The following is a 19,519-nucleotide window of genomic DNA, read 5'->3' as shown; positions in this document are numbered from 1 at the left end:
CGCGCACATAGCACATCCTGGTGGGCGGCCGGGTTGGGGGTGAGTGCCGGCACCGCCCCGATCCAGCCTCGCTGGATCGAACACCAGGTTCCCATCGATGGGGGAGGGGGCGGCGGCGCAGCGATGCGCCGCCGCTTTTTCGTGGCGATGCGATCCGCGTCCTGTGTCACGCGGTCGTGTGACGTCAGGGCGCGGCCTCAGGCCGCCAAGGCGGCATCCTCGCCCGCCGCGGCCGCGAGCAATCGCTTCTCCAGCGCCTTCAGGCGAGGCTGGGCGAGGATGCGGTCGCCGGTCAGGTCGGTGATGTAGAAGGTGTCGACGGCGCGCTCGCCATAGGTCGCGACATGCGCCGAATGCAGCGTCACCTTCGACTGGACCAGCGCGTGCGCCAGCTGGTTGAGCAAGGCCGGCCGGTCGCGCGCATTGACCTCGACGACCGTGAAGCGGTTGGACGCATGGTTGTCGATCAGCACGTTCGGCGCGATGTCGAATGCGTCCGCCCGCGTCCGCGCCGCCGGTTTCGCGACGAGCCGATCGACCAGCTTGCCCCGGTTGGCGAGGGCATCGTCGATCGCGGTCTTCAGCCGCGCGAGCTGGGCAGGATCGTCGAACGGCCGGCCCAGAGGATCCTGCACCAGGAAGTTGTCGATCGCCATGCCGTCGCGCGTCGTATGGATGCGTGCGTCGATGATGTTGCCGCCCGCGACATGGATGGCCCCCGCGATGCGATAGAACAGGCCGGGATGGTCGGCGGCATAGATCGTGACCATCGTCGCGCCGCGTTCGGGATAGACCGCCGCGTCGATCGCCAGCCGCGCGTCCCCCGCCTCGGCGATGAAGCGCGCGTTCCGGAGCAGCACGTCCTCCGGCTCGGCGATCCAATAGGCTTCTGGAAAGCGGCGGACAAACGCGGCATAGGTCGCATCGTCCCAGCCCAGCGCCACGCCGAGCGCCTGCTGCTTCGCGCTGATCCGCTCGCCGCGGCCGCGCTGCTTGTGGCCCAGCCGCAGCACTTCCTCGGCCTGCTCGTACAGGTCGCCCAATAGCTGGCGCTTCCAGCCGTTCCAGGTGCCGGGGCCGACGGCGCGGATGTCGACGATCGTCAGGCACAGCAGCAGCCGCAGCCGCTCCGCGCTCTGCACGGTCGCGCAGAAATCGAGGATCGTCTTGAAATCCGCCAGGTCGCGCTTGAACGCGGTTGCGGACATCAGCAGGTGATACCGGACCAGCCAGGACACCGTCTCCGTCTCGGCCGGGGTCAGGCCGAAGCGCGGGCACAGCCGCTCGGCGACCTCCGCGCCCAGAATGGAATGGTCGCCGCCGCGCCCCTTTGCGATGTCGTGGAGCAGCACGGCGACATAGAGTACGCGGCGCGAAACGATCTGGCGGATGATCGCCGACGCCATCGGATGATCCGCCTTCAGCGCGCCGCGGTCGATCTGACCGAGCAGGCCGATCGCGCGGATGGTGTGCTCGTCGACGGTATAATGATGATACATGTCGAACTGCATCTGCCCCACGACGCGGCCGAAGTCGGGCACGAAGCGGCCGAACACGCCGACCTCGTTCATCCAGCGCAGCACGAGCTCGGGATCGCGCGGGCTGGTCAGCACGTCGAGGAACAGCGCGTTCGCGCGCAGGTCGGCGCGATGCTCGTCGATCAGCTTGGCGTCGCGCGTCGCGGCGCGCCAGGCGAGCGGATGGATCTCCAGCCCATGCAGGTCGGCGAGCTGGAAGATTTCCACCAGCCGAACCGGATCCTCGCGGAAGAAATCGTCGCGCGGGATCGCGAGTCGACCGCGGTCGAGCACGAAACCGTGCAGCTTGCGCGGCCGGCGGCGGATCGTCGGCAGCCCGTAGCGCCGCCCTCGCGCTGCGAACCTCTCGTCCAGATGGGCGAGGAACAACCCGGTCAGCGTGCCGACGGTGCGCGCCTGCAGGAAGTAATATTGCATGAATCGTTCGACCGCCGATTTGCCCGGGCGATCGGAAAAGCGCATCCGCGCGGCGATCTCGCGCTGCACGTCGAAGGTCAGCCGGTCCTCGGGCCGGCGCGTGATGCTGTGCAGGTGGCAGCGGACCGCCTGCAGGAAATTGTCGGCGCGATGGAACAGGCGATATTCGTCCTGCGTCAGCAGCCCCGCTTCGATCAGGTCCCGCCCCTGCTGGACGTCGAAGACGTATTTGCCGATCCAGAACAGCGCGTGCAGGTCGCGCAGGCCGCCCTTGCCCTCCTTGACGTTGGGTTCGACGACATAGCGGGTGTCGCCCATCTTGCGATGCCGCGCGTCGCGCTCCGCCAGCTTGTCGGCGATGAAGGCGCGTTCGGTGCCGTGCTGCACCTCGGCATGGAAACGGCGCGACGCCTCGTCGTAAAGGCTGGTGTCGCCGGTCACGTAGCGGCCTTCCAGCAGCGCGGTGCGGATCGTCCCGTCCGCCTTCGCCTGCCGCACCATCTCGTCGATGCTGCGGCTGGAATGGCCGACCTTCAGCCCGACGTCCCACAGCGCATAGAGCATCGATTCGATCACCTGCTCCGCCCAGGGCGTCTGCTTGCCCGGCGTCAGGAAGCCGATGTCGACATCCGAATAGGGTGCCATCTCCGCGCGCCCGTAGCCACCCACCGCGATCAGCGTCAGCCGCTCGCCGGCGGTGGGATTGTGCAACGGGTGCAGCCGCTGCGTCGCGACGTCGAAGAGCACGCGCAGTAGCTGATCGACCAGATAGGCCTGGGCGTTCGACGCCTCCAGCCCGCGCGACGGATGGGCGAGCAGCCGCCGCTCGATCTCTTCCCGCCCCGCCGCGAGCGCGCTCTTGAGCAGCCGGGCGACCTCGATGCGCAGCGGCGTCCCCGTCGCGTCCATCGACGCGACCGTTTCGGCAAGGAGGCGGCGATCGACGATCGCGCGGCGATTGGGCAGGTGGTCGAAGCGGCCGGGCATCGCGCGAGCATAGCCGCATCCGGCCGCGCGCGGCTATCCTTCCCGTGCCAAGGCCTTGAGCCGATATAGGGTATCCAGCGCCTCGCGCGGCGTCAGCGCGTCGACGTCCAGCCCCTCGACCTCGGCGCGTATCGCATCGCACGTCTCCTCCTCGACCTGCGCCGCCGCGGCGAACAGCGGCAGGTCGTCGAGGCCGGCGGCAAGCCCGCCCGTCTTGGCGCGCCCCGCCTCCAGCTTGGCGAGCACCGCCTTGGCGCGGGCGATCGTCGCGGGCGGCATGCCGGCGAGCCGCGCGACCGCAAGGCCGTAGCTGCGATCCGCCGGCCCGTCCGACACTTCGTGCAGCAGCACCAGCTCGCCCTTCCATTCGCGCGCCCGGACGTGATGCAGGCTGAGCGCGTCGCACCGTTCCGCCAGCCGGGTCAGCTCGTGGTAATGCGTTGCGAACAGGCAGCGGCAGCGATTGTCCTCGTGGATCGCCTCCACCACCGCCCAGGCGATGGCGAGCCCGTCATAAGTGGAGGTGCCGCGCCCGACCTCGTCGAGGATGACGAAGCTGCGCGGCGTCGCCTGCGCCAGGATCGCGGCGGTCTCCACCATCTCGACCATGAAGGTCGACCGACCGCGCGCCAGATTGTCCGAGGCGCCGACCCGGCTGAACAGCCGGTCGACAAGGCCGAGCGTCGCGCGGGTCGCCGGAACATAACACCCCGCCTGCGCAAGGACCGCGATCAGCGCGTTCTGGCGCAGGAAGGTCGACTTGCCGCCCATGTTGGGGCCGGTAACCAGCCAGAGCCGCGAGGCCTCGTTGAGGTTGCAGTCGTTGGCGATGAAGCGGTCGCCCGATCGCGCCACCGCCGCCTCCACCACGGGATGGCGGCCGCCGGTCACCTCGAAGCGCGTGTCCTCGACCAGCAGCGGCCGGCTCCACCCGCCCTCGGCCGCGCGTTCGGCCAGGCCCGCGGCGACGTCGATCCGGGCGAGGGCGTCGGCGGTGGCGGCGATCGCCTCGCGCGTCGCGAGCGCGGCGGCGGTCAGTTCCTCCAGATGCGCGGCCTCCGCCGCCAGGGCGTGCGCGCCCGCCTGAGACACCTTGGCCGCGACCTCGTGCAACGCCGGCGTGTTGAAGCGGACGACGCCGGCGAGCGTCTGGCGGTGCGTGAAGCCGCTGTCCGGCTGCATCAGCGCATCCGCCGCTTTGGCGGGTACCTCGACGTGATAGCCGAGCACGTTGTTATGCCGGACCTTGAGAGTGGCGATGCCGGTCGCCGCCTTCATCTCCGCCTCCAGCGCGGCGATCGCGCGGCGGCCGCCCGCACCCGCGTCGCGCAGGTCGTCGAGCGCGACGTCATAGCCCGCCGCGATATAGCCGCCGTCTGCCGCATCGATCGGGGGCGAGGGCACGAGCGCGCGCTTGAGCAGATCGATCAGCGCGCCATGGCCGCGCAATCGCGGCGCCAGCAGGCCGAGCAGCGTCAACGGGGCGTCGACCTGCCCCAGGCGCTCGCCGAGATGCCAGGCGCCGTCGAGCCCGTCGCGCAACTGGCCGAGATCCCGTGGCGAGCCGCGCCCCGCCGCGAGGCGGCCGAGCGCGCGGCCGATATCGGGCATCGCGCGCAGGCTGCCGCGTACCTGGTCGCGCAGGCCCGGCTGATCATGGAAGAACTGGACCAGGTCCAGCCGTGCCTCGATCGCCGCGCGATCCATCAGCGGCGCGCCGATGTCGGCGGAGAGCAGCCGCGCGCCCGCCCCCGTCATCGTCCGGTCGATCGCGTCGAGCAGCGATCCCTTGCGCTGGCCGGCGGTCGTGCAGGTCAGTTCCAGGCTTTCGCGCGTCGCGGCGTCGATCGCCATCGTCTCCGCGGCGCGCGACAGGCGCGGCGGCCGCAGGAAGGGCAGGGCGCCCTTCGCATTATGGTCGAGATAGGCGACCAGCCCGCCGGCGGCGGCCAGCGCCGCGCGACCGAACTGGCCGAAGCCGTCGAGCGTCGCGACGCCGAACAGCGCCTTCAGCCGCGCCTCGCCCGCGCCGCTGTCAAAGGTCTGCCGCGGTCGCAGCGTCGTCGCGGCATCGGCATGGTCGCTCGCCTCGGACGCCACGACTTCGGCCGCGCCGAGCCGCGCCAGCTCGGCGCCTAGCGCGTCCGCGCTGACGTCGATCACCTCGAACCGTCCGGTCGACACGTCCGCCGCCGCCAGGGCGACCGCGCCGCCCGCCTCGCCGATCGCGACGCACCAATTGTCGGATCGGGCGTCGAGCAGCGCTTCCTCGGTCAGCGTGCCGGCGGTCACGAAGCGGACGATCGCGCGATGGACCAGCGCCTTGCTGCCGCGCGCCTTGCGCGCCGCCTCCGGGCTTTCGGTCTGTTCGGCGATCGCGACGCGGTGGCCCGCCTTGATCAGCCGCTGCAGATAGGCGGTGGCGGCGTGGACGGGGACGCCGCACATCGGCACCTTCTCGCCGCCATGCTCGCCCCGCGCGGTCAGCGCGATGTCGAGCACGCCCGCCGCGATGCGGGCATCGTCGAAGAACAGCTCGAAGAAATCGCCCATGCGGTAGAAGAGCAGGCAATCCTCCGCCTCCGCCTTGAGGCTGAGATATTGCGCCATCATCGGGGTGGGGGCTTGGGTCATCGAAACGCTGTCAGTCCGGATTGCGGGCGCCGTGGCGGACGGAGAGGATGAAGACCGTGTCCCCCTCGACCGTGTAGCGAAGAATATATGGCGGTACGGTGGTCAACTCTCGCCAATCGCCGGCCAGGCGGCCTCGTCGTGGAAAATCTTTCAAGCTGTGGCCCAGCGTGAACAGTCGGGCGGCGATGTCCCGCGCAGCGGCGGGATTATGCTGGGCGATGTAGCGGATGATGCCCCGGATGTCGTCGACGGCCTGCGGTCGCCAGACGACCCTAGCCATTCTGCTCGTCAAGCCAGTCGGGAAAATCCTTGAAGGCCGGCGTGCCCCAGGTAAGCAGCCACTGGCCGATCACCTCGTGGTCGACGCCATAGCCAGACGCATAGCCGGCCTTTGCCGCGGTAACCGCATCGACGGCGAGATCGCGTTCCGCGTCGAGCGGGAAGTGGGCCTCGTGCTTCATGGTGCAGGACATAACCCTAGCCACGCCGGGTTGAAAGCCCCGCCCGAAATGGCCAAGAGCCGTAGCGTCCAGCCGCCAGCGAGGTCCCATGTCCGAAAAAGCGTCCGTCCAGTTCTCCGAACGCGAGGCCCTGCTCTTCCATTCCGAAGGGCGGCCGGGCAAGATCGAGATCGTCGCGTCCAAGCCGATGGCGACGCAGCGCGACCTCGCGCTCGCCTATTCGCCCGGCGTGGCGGTGCCGGTCCAGGCGATCGCCGACGATCCCGCCACCGCCTACGACTATACCGCCAAGGGCAATCTGGTCGCGGTGATCTCGAACGGCACGGCGATCCTGGGCATGGGCAATCTCGGCGCGCTCGCCTCCAAGCCGGTGATGGAGGGCAAGGCGGTGCTGTTCAAGCGCTTCGCCGACGTCGATTCGATCGACATCGAGCTGAAGACGGAGGACGTGAACCGCTTCATCGACGCGGTGGAGCTGATGGAGCCGAGCTTCGGCGGCATCAACCTCGAGGATATCAAGGCGCCCGAATGCTTCATCATCGAGCAGGCGCTGCGCGAGCGCATGAACATCCCCGTCTTTCATGACGACCAGCACGGCACCGCGATCATCTGTGCGGCGGGCCTGATCAATGCCTGTCTGCTGACCGGGCGCAAGCTGGCGGAGATCCGCGTCGTGGTGAACGGCGCAGGCGCCGCGGCGATCGCCTGCACCGAGCTGATGAAGGCGATGGGCGTGCGCCACGACCATGTCATCATGTGCGACAAGAAAGGCGTGATCTATCAGGGGCGCGACGACGTGAACCAGTGGCAGTCGGCGCACGCCGCCGCCACCGATCGTCGCACGCTGAAGGAGGCGCTGGTCGGTGCCGACGTGTTCCTGGGCCTGTCCGCCGCGGGCGCGCTGAAGGGCGACATGGTGCTGGAGATGGCGGACGCGCCGATCATCTTCGCCATGGCCAATCCGGTGCCGGAAATCCTGCCGGAAGAGGCGAAGACCGCGCGGCCCGACGCGATCATCGCGACCGGCCGGTCGGATTATCCGAACCAGGTCAACAACGTGCTCGGCTTCCCGTTCATCTTCCGGGGCGCGCTCGACGTGCGGGCGACCGGGATCAACGACGACATGAAGATCGCGGCCGCCAAGGCGATCGCCGACCTCGCGCGCGAGCGCGTTCCCGAAGAGGTGGCCGCCGCCTATGGCGTCAGCCACAGCTTCGGCCCCGACTATATTATCCCGGCGCCGTTCGATCCGCGCCTGATGGAGGAGGTGCCCGCCGCCGTCGCCAGGGCGGCGATGGATTCCGGGCTCGCCACCAAGCCGATCCTCGACATGCAGGCCTATCGCCAGAGCCTGCGCGCACGGCTCAACCCGACGACGTCGGTGCTGACGCTCGCCTATGAGGGCGCCCGCGCGCGCCCGAAGCGTGTGCTGTTCGCGGAGGGTGAGGAGGAGGTGGTGCTCCGCGCCGCGATCGCGTTCAAGGAGGGCGGCTACGGCACGCCGGTACTGGTCGGGCGCGACGACGTGCGCGACCGGCTACGCGACCTGGGCGTAGACCCCGACGATTACGAGCTGCACAACAGCCGCGTCTCGCCGCTCGTCCCGAAGATGGTGGACTTCGTCTACGGGCGCCTGCAGCGGCGCGGCTATCTGCGCCGCGACGTCGAGCGGATGATCAACCAGGATCGCAACGTCTTCGGCGCCGCGCTGCTCCAGTTGGGCGAGGCCGATGCGATGATCACCGGCATCACGCGCACCTGGCCCGAATCGATGCGCCAGGTGAAAAGGGTCATCGATCCGGAGGCGGGCCGGACGCCGTTTGGCATCCACATCCTCGTCGGGCAGAGCCATACGGTGTTCATCGCCGACACGACGGTCAACGAGCGGCCGACGGGCGAGCAGCTCGCCGATTTCGCGGAGCAGACCGCGCAGGTCGCGCGCCGCATGGGGCACGAGCCGCGTGTCGCGATGCTGAGCTATTCGACCTTCGGCAATCCCAAGGGTGCCTGGGTCGACAACATCCGTGACGCCGTGTCGGAACTCGACCGTCGCGGCGTCGGCTTCGAATATGAGGGCGAGATGCCGCCCGACGTCGCGCTCAATCCGAAGCAGCTCGCCAATTATCCCTTCGCGCGCCTGTCCGGCCCGGCGAACGTGCTGATCATGCCGGGTCTGCAGTCCGCACACATCGCCGCGAAGCTGCTGCGCGAACTGGGCGGCGACAGCGTGATCGGCCCGATGCTGATCGGCATGGAAAAGCCGGTGCAGATCGCGCCGATGACCTCGACCGCCAGCGAGCTGGTGACGCTGGCGGTGCTCGCCGCGGGCGGCATCGCCCGATAGCGTCGACGCCCTCCGGATCCGGCTCGTCAGGACCCGCTTCCCGACCTTCATCGTGGGGAAGCGGGCGCGGGTGAGGGGCCGCAGTGCGTCCGCGCACGGGCATCGGCCTCGAGCCACCCTGGGCGCGCGGTCTATCCGTCGATGCTCGTCCCGAGTGCTGCATGGACGAGGCCGCCGTCGACGGTGATCGTTTCGCCGACCACATAATCGCCCGCGCGGCTGGCGAGGAAGATCGCTGCGCCCGCCATGTCCTCGTCGGTGCCGATGCGGCCCGCGGGTATGCCCTTTGCGACGTCGTCGCCGTGATCGCGCGCCGCGCGGTTCATCTCGCTTGCGAAGGCGCCCGGGGCGATCGAGGTGACGTTGACATGATCGCGGACCAACCGCGCCGCCATCCGCTTGGTCAGATAGATCAGCGCCGATTTCGAGGCATGATAGCTGTAGGTTTCCCAGGGATTGAGCCGCTGGCCGTCGATCGAGGTGATGTTGATCACCTTCGCCGGGCGCTGCGCCGAGCCACCCGCCTTGAGCAGGCCGTGCAGCGCCTGCGTCAGGAAGAAGGGCGACTTGACGTTGAGGTCCATCACCTTGTCCCAGCCGCTCTCGGGGAATTCCTCGAACGGCACGCCCCAGGCCGCGCCGGCGTTGTTGACGAGGATGTCGAGCCGCTGCTCGCGCGCCGCCAAGGCTTCGGCCAGCGCGCGACAGCCGGCGACCGTCGCGACGTCTTGCGGCAGGGGGATGCAGTCGGGGCCCAGCGCTGCGGCGGTTTCCTCGCAGGCGGCGGCCTTGCGGCTGGAGATATAGACCGTGGCGCCCTGCGCGATGAAGCCGGCGGCGATCATCCGGCCGATGCCGCGGCTGCCGCCCGTGACCAGCGCGATGCGGCCGTCGAGTCGGAACAGGTTGGTGGTGTCCATTCAGGGCTCCTAGAAAGATCGTGATGCGATGGCGGGCGGCAGGTGTATCCCACGGCGCCCTTCAAATCCCGTCATCCCCGCGCAGGCGGGGATCCGGAAACACAGGTCCCTCGAGAGAGCGGGGACGCCCGCGCGCCCGGATTCCCGCCTGCGGGGGAAGGACGCTTTGTGTGGGAAAAGGGCTTGTGCTCACCCGCCGCGCTTCAGCGTCTCGCGCGCGATGATCACCTGCTGGATCTGGCTCGTGCCCTCGTAGATGCGGAACAGCCGGACGTCGCGATAGAGGCGTTCGATGCCATAGTCGGCGATATAGCCCGCGCCGCCGAAGATCTGCACCGCCTTGTCCGCGACGCGGCCGACCATCTCGCTGGCGAAATATTTGGCCGCGGCGGACTCGAGCACGACGTCCTTGCCATCATCCTTCGCCTGCGCCGTCTCGAGCACCATCGCGCGGGCGACGAGCGCCTCGGTCTTCATGTCGGCGATCATGCCCTGGATCAGCTGGTGATGCGCGATCGGCTGGCCGAACTGGCGGCGCTCGCTGGCATAGGCGACGCTGTCCGCGATCAGCCGCTCGGCGACGCCGACGCACACCGCGCTGATGTGCAGCCGGCCGCGGTCGAGCACGCGCATCGCGATCTTGAACCCCTCGCCCTCCGCGCCGAGGCGGTTGGCGACGGGGACCGGGACATCCTCGAAATGGACGTCGGCGACCTTGGCACCCTTTTGCCCCATCTTCTTCTCGGGCTCGCCGATCGACACGCCGGGCAGGTCGCGCGGGACGAGGAAGGCGGAGACGCCGCGCGCGCCCGGGGCGTCGCCGGTGCGGGCCATGACGGTGAACAGCTGCGCCTTGTCGGCATTGGTGATGTAGCGCTTGGTGCCCGACAGCCGATAGACGTCGCCGTCGCGTATCGCGCGGGTCTTCACCGATCCGGAATCGCTGCCGACATCGGGCTCGGTCAGCGCGAAGCTGGTGACGATCTCGCCGCTCGCGATGCGCGGCAGCCACTGCGCCTTCTGCTCGGGCGAACCGGCCATGACGAGGCCCTGACTGCCGATGCCGACATTGGTGCCGAAGGTCGACCGGAAGGCAGGCGTCGTGCGCCCCATCTCGATCGCGACCTTCGCCTCCTCCAGCATCGTCAGGCCGAGGCCGCCGTGCTCCTCCGCGATCGACAGGCCGAACAGGCCCATCGCCTTCATCTCGTCGACGAGGTCGTCGGGGATCGCGTCCGCCGCCTCCACGTCCGCCTCGCGCGGCCGGAGCCGTTCGGCGACGAAGCGGCGGATGGTGTCGATCAGCGCATCGAAGGTTTCGGGGTCGAGAGCCATGGACGGATCCTTGCTAGGTCGCGAAAAGCGTAGGACGCACCAACGCCACTGGCAAACCCGAAGTTCGAAAAACACGGTTTTGCCAGTTCTCGCGTCTAGGAAAGAAAGTACCGCCGGCCGCAATCGGGGCATGCATTCGCCGAATCGGCCGGCCCGCTTCATGGGCGCGGGCATGCCCACGGTGCGCCTTGGCGACCGGTTTTCCCGCGGCGCCGCCTGATTAGGACAGCGCTTCACCCTCGCTTCGTCGCACGGTGAGCCGTTCATCCGCGCTTCACCACCGTTCGCCGGAAACCACCGGGTGCGCCCCTATGCCGCCGGATCGAATGTGCGTAGCGCCATCCTCGACGAACGGGTTTTGGCCGGGGGGTCATCAAGTGGTGAAGACGTGGGCAGCGCGCCTTGCGCTGATATTCTCTTGCGGCCTAATGATGGCCTCTCCGGCGGCGGCGCAGTTCTGGCAGTGCGCACCCTATGCGCGCGAGATCTCGGGCATCGAACTGCACGGCAACGCGAACACCTGGTGGGGCCAGGCCGCCGGCCGCTACCAGCGTGGCCACAAGCCGGAAGTCGGCTCCGTCCTCTCCTTCCAGTCGACCCATCGCATGCGCGTCGGCCATGTCGCGATGGTGTCCCAGGTGATCAGCGACCGCGAGGTCCTGCTGACCCACGCCAATTGGTCGCGCCCCGGCCAGATCGAGCGCAACGTCCGCGCGATCGACGTCTCCGCCGCCGGCGACTGGAGCGAGGTGAAGGTGTGGTACGGCCCGACGGGTGGCCTGGGCACGTCCAGCTATCCGACCAACGGCTTCATCTATTCGGGCCATGCGCCGGCCGATGCCGATGCGGTCCCCGCGAGCCGCGACGATGTCGCCGCCGCCAATCTCGCGATGATCGCCACCTCCGCGGTCGTGCCCGTCAAGCCGGTCGCCGATCGCTGATCAAAACCCGCACCGTCGCATGTGAAAAGGGGCCCGGAAACGGGCCCCTTTTGCGTCCGATCGGCTGATTTTTGTGCCGTCGGCAGGTGCCGGGCCGGCCTTCCGATCGCTGGAGGCGCCGCACCGGCCCGACTGCGCGCCGGCCCCCGCGCGTCAGGCGGGCCGAAAGGTCATCGCGACGCCATTCATGCAATAGCGCTTGCCGGTCGGCTTCGGGCCGTCGTCGAAGACATGGCCGAGATGACCGCCGCAGCGGCTGCAATGCACCTCGGTGCGCGCTTCGAGCAGCGAGCGGTCGCTCTTCGTTCCTACCGCACGGGGAAGCGGGGCCCAGAAGCTCGGCCAGCCGGTGCCGCTGTCGAATTTCGTCTTCGAAGAGAACAGCGGTTGCGCGCACCCCTTGCACAGGAAAGTACCGGCGCGATGCTCATCGTTGAGCGGGCTGGAGAAGGGGCGTTCGGTGCTTTCGTGGCGCAGCACGGCCCATGCCTGGTCACCGAGCTTCTTGCGCCACGCCGCGTCGCTCATCTGCACGGGATAGGTCGCGGCGTCGGCGGGGGCGGCCCTGCACCCCCACAGGATCGCACCGGCAGCGCCGGTGGCGGCGAGGGAGAGCAGCGAACGGCGGGTTGGGTACTTCGTCATGACCCATGATATGGGGAGCGCGGCAAACTTGCCCAGACCCCCGGGCACATTCCGATCCATCATGATGATGCACGTTGGAACCGCGATGCGGTGCGCAGGGTTGACCGGGCTGAAAGGTGCTACAGAGATCATGTCTTTTCAGCAACTTGATCCGCCGCTGCCGGTGCATGTCCTCGACAAGGGCGCCGGTTATGCCTTTGCGGTGATCGACTATGGCCAGGAACACAATCTGATCTGGGTGACCGCGATCAACGACACCGGAGAAATCTGGTGCGCCCCCAATCCGCGTGTGCGCCTGCAGGCGAACTGGACGATGGGGCGCGCCAAGCCGCCGGCGCTCAAGCCCCGCGACGATGGCGATTGCTCCGGCGGTGCCGAATCGCTGCAGGCGGAAACAATAAAGCCGAACTGACCTCCCGGCTCCCGCGCGGAGCGAGCGCGGGGGCGACCGGCGTGCGGCGGGGTGGCCGCGCGCCGCGAGTGCGAACGGCGAGCACGAAAAAGGGGAGGCGCCCTTCGGCACCTCCCCTTTTTCGTTTTGCCGTGCGTCGCGACGATCAGGCGGCGAGCTTGCGCAGCACGTATTGCAGGATGCCGCCGTTGAGGAAATATTCCAGCTCGTTGACGGTATCGATGCGGCAGCGCGTCTCGAACGTCTCGGTCGAACCGTCGGCGCGCTTCAGCGTCACCTCGACCGTCTGACGCGGGCGCAGGTTGGCGACGCCCGTGATCGTGAACGTCTCGGTGCCGTCGAGCTTCAGCGTCTGGCGCGTCACGCCCTCCGCGAACTGCAGCGGCAGCACGCCCATGCCGACCAGGTTCGAACGGTGGATGCGTTCGAAGCTCTCGGTGATGACCGCGCGCACGCCGAGCAGGTTGGTGCCCTTCGCCGCCCAGTCGCGCGACGAACCGGTGCCATATTCCTTGCCCGCGACGACGACGAGCGGCGTGCCGTCCGCCTTGTGGCGCATCGCCGCGTCGTAGATCGGCATGACTTCGCCATTATACTGGGTCATGCCGCCCTCGACGCCAGGCACCATCTCGTTCTTGATGCGGATGTTGGCGAAGGTGCCGCGCACCATGACATGATCGTTGCCGCGGCGCGCGCCGTAGCTGTTGAAGTCCTTGCGCGCGACCTGACGCTCGGTCAGCCACTTGCCGGCCGGGCTGTCCGCCTTGATCGATCCCGCCGGGCTGATGTGGTCGGTGGTGATCGAATCGCCCAGGATCGCCAGCGGCTTTGCCTCGATGATGTCGGTGACCGGCTTCGGGGTCATCTCCATGCCTTCGAAATAGGGCGGGTTGGCGACATAGGTTGACGCCGCCGGCCAGGCGTAGGTTGCCGAGCCGGTGACGTCGATCTCGCGCCACTTCTCGTCGCCGGCATAGACGTTGGCGTAGCGGCTGCGGAACATCTCGTCGTCGATGTTCGCCGCCATCACCTCCGCAATCTCCTGGTTGGTCGGCCACACGTCCTTGAGATAGACGTCCTGCCCGTCCTTGCCCTGGCCCAGCGGGGTCTCGACCATGTCCTGCGTCACCGTGCCCTTCAGCGCATAGGCGACGACGAGCGGCGGGCTGGCGAGGAAGTTGGCGCGGACGTCGGGGCTGACGCGGCCCTCGAAGTTGCGGTTGCCCGACAGGACGCTCGCCGCGACGAGGTCGTTCTCGTTGATCGCGGCGCTGATCGGGCCGGGCAGCGGGCCCGAATTGCCGATGCAGGTCGTGCAGCCATAGCCGACGAGGTTGAAGCCGATCGCGTCCAGGTCCTGGGTCAGACCGGCCTTGTTGAGATAGTCGGTGACGACCTGCGAACCGGGCGCGAGCGAGGTCTTCACCCATGGCTTGGGCTTCAGGCCGAGTGCGTTCGCCTTGCGCGCGACGAGGCCGGCGGCGACGAGCACCGACGGGTTCGACGTGTTGGTGCAGCTGGTGATCGCGGCGATGACGACGTCCCCGTCGCCTATGTCATGGCCGCGGTCGGCGACGTCGACGCGGGTCGCGCGATCCTTGTGATACAGCTTGGCGAGGTCGCCGTTGAACACCTCGTCAACCTTCCCCAGGCTGACGCGGTCCTGCGGGCGCTTCGGGCCGGCGAGCGACGCGGTCACGGTGCCCATGTCGAGCTCCAGCGTGTCGGTGAACACGGGGTCGGCGGCATCGTCGTGGCGCCAGAAGCCGTTCGCCTTGGCATAGGCCTCGGTCAGCGCGATCGTTTCCTCCGGGCGCGCGGTCAGGCGCATGTATTCGATCGTCTTGTCGTCGATCGGGAAGAAGCCGCAGGTCGCGCCATATTCCGGCGCCATGTTGGCGATCGTCGCGCGGTCGGCCAGCGTCATCGAGCTGAGGCCCGGGCCATAGAATTCGACGAAGCGGCCGACGACGCCCTTGGCGCGCAGCATCTGCGTGACGGTCAGCACCAGGTCGGTGGCGGTGATGCCCTCCTTCAGCGCGCCGGTCAGCCTGAAGCCGACGACCTCGGGGATCAGCATCGACACCGGCTGGCCGAGCATGGCGGCTTCCGCCTCGATGCCGCCGACGCCCCAGCCGAGCACGCCCAGGCCGTTGACCATCGTCGTGTGGCTGTCGGTGCCGACGAGCGTGTCGGGATAGGCGATCGCCGCGGTGCCGTTGGCGAGATCGCCCGTCTCGGTCGACGACCAGATCGCCTGGCTGACATACTCCAGGTTGACCTGGTGGCAGATGCCGGTCCCCGGCGGCACCACCTGGAAGTTGTCGAGCGCCTTCGAACCCCACTTCAGGAACTCGTAGCGTTCGCCGTTGCGCTGGTATTCAAGCTCGACATTGTCCTCGAACGCCTTGGGCGTGCCGAACTCGTCGACCATGACCGAATGGTCGATGACGAGGTGGACGGGGACCTGCGGATTGATCTTGGCGGCGTTGCCGCCGAGCTTGGTGATGGCGTCGCGCATCGCGGCGAGATCGACGACGCAGGGCACGCCGGTGAAGTCCTGCATCAGCACCCGCGCGGGGCGATACTGGATCTCGCGGTCGGAGCGGCGCTCCTGTTGCCAGTCGACGATCGCCTTGACGTCCGCCTCCGTCACGGTCTTGCCGTCCTCGAAGCGCAGCATGTTCTCGAGCAGCACCTTCATCGAGAAGGGCAGCCGGCTGATGTCGCCGAACTTCTCCGCCGCCTTGGCGAGGCTGAAATAGTCGTAGCTCTTGCCGCCGACGTCGAGCGTCGCGCGGGTCTTGAGGCTGTCCTGGCCGATGGCGGTCATGTCGTGTCCCTTCTGTCTGGCTCGACTCGCACCTGGGGGAAACGGCGTTGGAGGACGCCGCGCGGGCGCGCGAGGAGCGCTTGGCTGAGCCTGTCGTCGCGCGGGCCTTAGCAAGGGGTTACCGATGGGGAAAGACGGCTTTGCGCGCGAGCGTCAGATCGCGCGGCGCGCCGGCGTCAGGCGGCGGGAAGCAGGCTCTTGCCGCGCGTGATGATTACGCGGTCGCCCAGCCTGGCTTCGTTGAACAGCAGACGCGCAAACTTGGTCGGCACGCCGATGCAGCCATGCGTCGCATAGCCCCAGGCGACCTCCGTCCCGTGGATCGAGACGCCGTCGTTGGTCAGCCGCAGCATATAGGGCATCGGCGCGTCGTAGAGGTTGGAGACGTGATGCGCGTCCTTCTGCGTGATCGGGAACGTGCCCAGCGGCGTCGGCTTGTCGTCCGCGCCGTAGAGGATGGCGGCCGCGCCGATCTCATAGCCGTCGCGGAACACGGACAGCGTCTGCGCGGCGAGATCCACCGTGATGATCAGCGGTCCGTCCGGCACGCCCTTGGTGTCCCAGGCATAATCGCCGAACTTGATCGCGCCGATCGGCAAGACGCGCTTGATCGTCATCGCCGTCGCGGTCGATTCGGCAGCGGGCCCGCGCTTGGGCGATGCAGCGGGCGCCGCCGCGCGCGCGGGGCGCATGATTGCGGCACGCGGCGTCGGCGCCGCGACCGCCACTGGCCGCGGCGGCAGACGCGACACGCTTGCCGCCGCCAGGACGGCGATGCCGGAACCGCCGAGGATGAGCTTTGCCGCGAGGGCGCGGGGCAGATGCATGCGAAGATCCCGCAGATACGATATCGGGGTCCACCATCGTCGATCCCCGGCGTGCTGGCTAGGCGGCGATTTGCACCGTGCCGTGGTGGTACGAAGCGAGCCTGCGTTAATTGAGTCGAAATTCGACGTGTGTTCCAGCGCGGCGAATCTTCGGCTAAGTTGATGCAAATCGACTTGTTACGAAGCCTGGTAACCATGATAGGACAGGATTTCGCCCGATGCGAGGATGGTGGAACGAGTGCCGATAAGCCGGCGACCCATTGATGGCCGAGGCACGGCACGGCGGGGCGGGAGGCACGATGCCGCCGGTCGGTGACGGTCTCGACCCCGCGCGGTTCGACCGATTGTCGCCTCGCCAGCGCGATTGCCTGCGCGGGGTCCGCGCGCTGCGCGGATCGAAGGAGATCGCGCTCGATCTGGGCATCGAGAAATCGACGGTCGACGGCTATCTGACGGAGGCCGTCCGTATCCTCGGCGCGCGCAACCGTCGCGACGCGGCGCTGATGTTCGGCGCGTACGAGGATTCGCAGGCGTCGATCGACGCGGCACCGGCAGAGGCGGATCGCGCGGTCGGCGACCGAGCCCCTGCCTCTGCGGGGGACAGCCCGCATGATCCGGGCCCCGACAAAATCGGGGGATATTCTGTGCGGCTGGCGGATCTGCCGTCCCAGCCGCCAATCGAGGCCCTGCCGGACGACACGATCGCCAGGCAACCGGGGGTGACCGGGGAGCGGCAGGCGACAGCCGTCTCCCCGGGACTCGGGTTGCCCTTCCGGCGGAAAGGGCAGGCGCGCAACCCGCTGTCGATCGGAGACAGGTTGATCTGGATCCAGGCCATCGCACTCGGCATCGCCGTCGGTTTCGGCATGTTGATGACCGGCCTCCAGGCCCTAACCGGCCTGATCGCGGCACTCACCCGCTCTCTTTCCTGAACCGACGGGAACCCGACAGGGTGGAAAGGTGGCCATGTCCTATACGAATCCGCAAGTCGCGGCCGACGCCGTCGCGCAGCTGCTCTGGAAGCTCGAGACCCAGCTCGACGAGGCGTTCGCAACGGGGGGCGAGCTTCTCGCGGCGCTGCCCCGCGCTCGCGCCGCGGCCAACCTGCCCGCGATCGCCGGACAGCAGGCGTTCGAACTGTTCGGGCAGGCCGTCATGGCGCTCGGCACCGCCCGTGGTCACACCGTCGCCGGCCATCGCATCGTCGAGAAGGTCGGCCGTCAGATCGGGTATGAGACGAGCTTCGGCGACGAAAAGCCCAAGCCCGATTTCGCCCCGACAGGCATCGATGCCGCGCATCTGCGCATCGCTGCCTGAGGAATCATGGCTTGGCCGTCAGACTGCTCCTTTGACCGGCCAAGCCATGACCCGCACACAGCATGATCCGGTACGGACTAGGTGCGGCGCGTGATGCACGTTCTCGTCTTCAATTGCGCCCTGGGTCTGGTGTGCCTGATCGCATTCCTCGCCGGCGGAGCGCCGGAACGATGGACGGCGATCATCTTCATCGCCGGCGCGGCGGCGACCTTCGTCGCGCCCTTCTACAATGCCCAGCGACCCTATGGCGGGCTGGAGCCGATGCTGCTCGCCATCGACGTACTGATGCTGGGCGGCCTGGTCGCCATCGCGTTGCGCGCGGACCGCTATTGGCCGCTCTATGTCAGCGCGCTGCACCTGATCGGGATTGCGGTGCACGGCGTGAAGGCGATCCAGCCGGCGCTCGTTCCGTGGATGTATGCCGGGGCGAGCGGAAAGATCGCCTATCCGATGCTCGTCCTGCTCGCCGTCGGCGCCGTGCGCCACCGCAAGCGCGTGCTCCGTTTCGGGAGCGACCCGGACTGGTCGCAGCTATGACGGCCATGACGAGGGGGAGCATCGCACTATGACCGCCGAAATCCGCCTGTTGCGGTGGCCGGAACAGGATCGCGATGACTATGAGCGGCTCGTCGCGGCGATCGAGCGCGTGCGCAGGGCCGCGGCGCGGACGCGCGGAGAGATGGCCGCGACGGTCCCGTCCGGGCCCGCCGAGCCGAGCGACGTCGATCGCGCGCGCACGCTGCTGGCGCAACGGCGCGCGCGCGACCGCGCCGCCGGCCCGCTGGTGGAGATTTTCGGCGAGCCGTCCTGGGACCTGCTGCTGGCGGCGTTCGTCGCCGGCGAGGAGCGGCAGTCGCTGCGCCTGACCGAAGCCGCGGCGTCGGCTGGCATCCGCGCGTCGGTCGCGCAGCGGTGGTTCGCGGTGCTCGCCGAGCGCGGCCTGATCATGCGCAAGGATTCCGACCCCGATCCCGACATGACGCTGACACCCGACGGCCGGACGCTCGTCCTGCGCTGCATCAGCGAGGTGTGATCGGCCCGTCGCGTTTGCCCGTCAGCCGCTCCACCTCGTCGCGCATCATCTCGAGTCCCTGGAAGATGTGCGTGGCGGCGACCGATTGACCGAGGTCGTCGGCAAGCCGCACCAGCTCGTCGCCCAGCGCGATCGCCCGCAACAGCAGTTCGCCGCGGATCTGGCGTTGCATGGCGTCGTCTGGCTGCTGCATGCCGACAGCTTGTATCGCGCTGGCGGGCGGGTGCAACGGCCGCCGCCGCCGCGCGTTGGGGGCAGATCGCTCCAAGAGCGACAATCGGCACCGAAGCGGAGACAATCGATGGCTGACGAGGAGACGCCGACGGGCGCGGACCAGGCCGGCAGGGCCGCCGACGCGATGCGCGACATCACCGACCGCTGGGCCGACCGCTGGCGCGAGGCCGGCGACCGGGCCCGCGACTCGTTCGGGGAGCATGTCGTCGATCCCGCCCGCCGTGCGGGGGAAGCGATGCGCGCGAGCGGCCGTCACGCCGCCGAAGGAAGCCAGGCGATCGGCCTCAAGATGCTCGAGTCGGCGGAGCGCAACACGCGCGAGGCGTTCGCCGCGATGCGCGAGGCCGCGCAGGCGCGCGATCTCGCGGAGGTCATGCGCATCCAGGGCCAGTTCCTGCGGGGCCAGGGAGAGCGCGCGTTCGATCAGGCACGCGAGATCGGCGAGTTGATCGTGCGCATCGGCCGCGAGTCCGTCGCCGCGCCCCGTGCCGAGCATCCCCCGCGCGAGGACGAGAGATAACCGGTACGCCGTCCGGGCGAGCGCCCGGCGCAGGCGGAGGATGACGGCAGGCCTCTTTCCCACGGCGAAAACGGCTCCGGATCGGCCGGCAAGGCGCATGTTCCGACCGCATGCGGGGCGG

18 protein-coding genes are annotated in these 19,519 nt (G+C 68.6%); 8 read left to right on the top strand and 10 right to left on the bottom strand.

Annotation, left to right across the window (positions count from 1 at the left end; genetic code table 11):
• Positions 1–197: 197 nt before the first annotated feature.
• Genes RF701_RS08590 through RF701_RS08575 form a run of 4 tightly spaced genes read right to left on the bottom strand, consistent with a single transcriptional unit; the run spans position 198 to position 6,037 of the window.
• Positions 198–2,942 carry a [protein-PII] uridylyltransferase gene (locus tag RF701_RS08590; RefSeq protein WP_210359260.1) on the bottom strand — a complete coding sequence of 915 codons (2,745 nt, stop codon included), beginning with the start codon at positions 2,940–2,942 and terminating at the stop codon, positions 198–200.
• Between the two features lie 33 nt (positions 2,943–2,975).
• Positions 2,976–5,555, bottom strand: a complete 2,580-nt coding sequence (mutS, locus tag RF701_RS08585) for a DNA mismatch repair protein MutS (RefSeq protein ID WP_308815641.1) — start codon at positions 5,553–5,555, stop codon at positions 2,976–2,978.
• 31 nt (positions 5,556–5,586) lie between these two features.
• On the bottom strand, positions 5,587–5,856 hold the full coding sequence (locus tag RF701_RS08580; RefSeq protein WP_210359261.1) for a type II toxin-antitoxin system RelE/ParE family toxin: 270 nt from the start codon (positions 5,854–5,856) through the stop codon (positions 5,587–5,589).
• The gene (locus RF701_RS08575; RefSeq protein WP_203310161.1) at positions 5,849–6,037 is read right to left on the bottom strand and encodes a hypothetical protein; all 189 of its coding nucleotides are present in this window, start codon (positions 6,035–6,037) and stop codon (positions 5,849–5,851) included. Before RF701_RS08575 ends, RF701_RS08580 begins: the two co-directional genes overlap by 8 nt.
• Before the next feature lie 88 nt (positions 6,038–6,125).
• Between RF701_RS08575 and RF701_RS08570 the strand changes: the two genes are divergently transcribed.
• A complete protein-coding gene (locus RF701_RS08570) occupies positions 6,126–8,381 on the top strand; it encodes an NADP-dependent malic enzyme (protein ID WP_288937185.1) in 2,256 nt (751 codons plus the stop codon).
• A gap of 131 nt (positions 8,382–8,512) precedes the next feature.
• Here RF701_RS08570 and RF701_RS08565 read toward each other — a convergent pair whose 3' ends face one another.
• Together RF701_RS08565 and RF701_RS08560 are read right to left on the bottom strand one after the other, a co-directional pair.
• Positions 8,513–9,301, bottom strand: a complete 789-nt coding sequence (locus RF701_RS08565) for an SDR family oxidoreductase (RefSeq protein ID WP_308814696.1) — start codon at positions 9,299–9,301, stop codon at positions 8,513–8,515.
• Between the two features lie 189 nt (positions 9,302–9,490).
• Entirely contained in the window at positions 9,491–10,636 is a 1,146-nt protein-coding gene (locus RF701_RS08560) for an acyl-CoA dehydrogenase family protein (RefSeq protein WP_308814695.1), read from the bottom strand.
• 428 nt (positions 10,637–11,064) lie between these two features.
• On the opposite strand from RF701_RS08560, the gene RF701_RS08555 reads away from it, so the two are divergent.
• Positions 11,065–11,577, top strand: a complete 513-nt coding sequence (locus RF701_RS08555; protein ID WP_308814694.1) for a CHAP domain-containing protein — start codon at positions 11,065–11,067, stop codon at positions 11,575–11,577.
• A 153-nt stretch (positions 11,578–11,730) separates the two neighbouring features.
• Here RF701_RS08555 and msrB read toward each other — a convergent pair whose 3' ends face one another.
• Positions 11,731–12,222 carry a peptide-methionine (R)-S-oxide reductase MsrB gene (gene msrB / locus RF701_RS08550; RefSeq protein WP_308814693.1) on the bottom strand — a complete coding sequence of 164 codons (492 nt, stop codon included), beginning with the start codon at positions 12,220–12,222 and terminating at the stop codon, positions 11,731–11,733.
• Positions 12,223–12,352: 130 nt separating this feature from the next.
• Here msrB and RF701_RS08545 point away from each other — a divergent pair, with 130 nt between their 5' ends.
• Positions 12,353–12,634: a hypothetical protein gene (locus tag RF701_RS08545; RefSeq protein WP_308815640.1), complete on the top strand. Its 282-nt coding sequence runs from the start codon at positions 12,353–12,355 to the stop codon at positions 12,632–12,634.
• Positions 12,635–12,779: 145 nt separating this feature from the next.
• Here the strand turns inward: RF701_RS08545 and acnA are convergent, their stop codons facing one another.
• Entirely contained in the window at positions 12,780–15,467 is a 2,688-nt protein-coding gene (gene acnA / locus RF701_RS08540) for an aconitate hydratase AcnA (RefSeq protein ID WP_210359267.1), read from the bottom strand.
• 176 nt (positions 15,468–15,643) lie between these two features.
• Positions 15,644–16,294 (bottom strand): L,D-transpeptidase family protein, encoded by a 651-nt coding sequence (locus RF701_RS08535; protein WP_238940977.1) that lies wholly within the window; start codon positions 16,292–16,294, stop codon positions 15,644–15,646.
• A 299-nt stretch (positions 16,295–16,593) separates the two neighbouring features.
• Between RF701_RS08535 and RF701_RS08530 the strand changes: the two genes are divergently transcribed.
• The 4 genes from RF701_RS08530 to RF701_RS08515 all read left to right on the top strand — a co-directional run bounded on the left by RF701_RS08530 (position 16,594) and on the right by RF701_RS08515 (position 18,644).
• Positions 16,594–17,226 carry a helix-turn-helix transcriptional regulator gene (locus RF701_RS08530; RefSeq protein WP_308814692.1) on the top strand — a complete coding sequence of 211 codons (633 nt, stop codon included), beginning with the start codon at positions 16,594–16,596 and terminating at the stop codon, positions 17,224–17,226.
• Positions 17,227–17,260: 34 nt separating this feature from the next.
• Positions 17,261–17,611 carry a hypothetical protein gene (locus RF701_RS08525; protein ID WP_210359269.1) on the top strand — a complete coding sequence of 117 codons (351 nt, stop codon included), beginning with the start codon at positions 17,261–17,263 and terminating at the stop codon, positions 17,609–17,611.
• Positions 17,612–17,704: 93 nt separating this feature from the next.
• Entirely contained in the window at positions 17,705–18,148 is a 444-nt protein-coding gene (locus RF701_RS08520) for a hypothetical protein (RefSeq protein WP_308815639.1), read from the top strand.
• Positions 18,149–18,176: 28 nt separating this feature from the next.
• Positions 18,177–18,644: a hypothetical protein gene (locus RF701_RS08515; protein WP_308814691.1), complete on the top strand. Its 468-nt coding sequence runs from the start codon at positions 18,177–18,179 to the stop codon at positions 18,642–18,644.
• Here the strand turns inward: RF701_RS08515 and RF701_RS08510 are convergent.
• Positions 18,631–18,837: a hypothetical protein gene (locus RF701_RS08510; RefSeq protein WP_203310172.1), complete on the bottom strand. Its 207-nt coding sequence runs from the start codon at positions 18,835–18,837 to the stop codon at positions 18,631–18,633. The two genes, RF701_RS08515 and RF701_RS08510, sit on opposite strands and share 14 nt — an antisense overlap.
• A gap of 108 nt (positions 18,838–18,945) precedes the next feature.
• Here RF701_RS08510 and RF701_RS08505 point away from each other — a divergent pair, with 108 nt between their 5' ends.
• Entirely contained in the window at positions 18,946–19,398 is a 453-nt protein-coding gene (locus RF701_RS08505) for a phasin family protein (protein WP_288937202.1), read from the top strand.
• Positions 19,399–19,519 lie beyond the last annotated feature (121 nt).

It is taken from the genome of Sphingomonas sp. GV3 (assembly GCF_031082075.1).
Lineage (GTDB): Bacteria > Pseudomonadota > Alphaproteobacteria > Sphingomonadales > Sphingomonadaceae > Sphingomonas > Sphingomonas beigongshangi.
The sequence above is the reverse complement of the archived record's forward strand: the minus strand, read 5'-3'. Positions and strand labels throughout refer to the sequence as shown.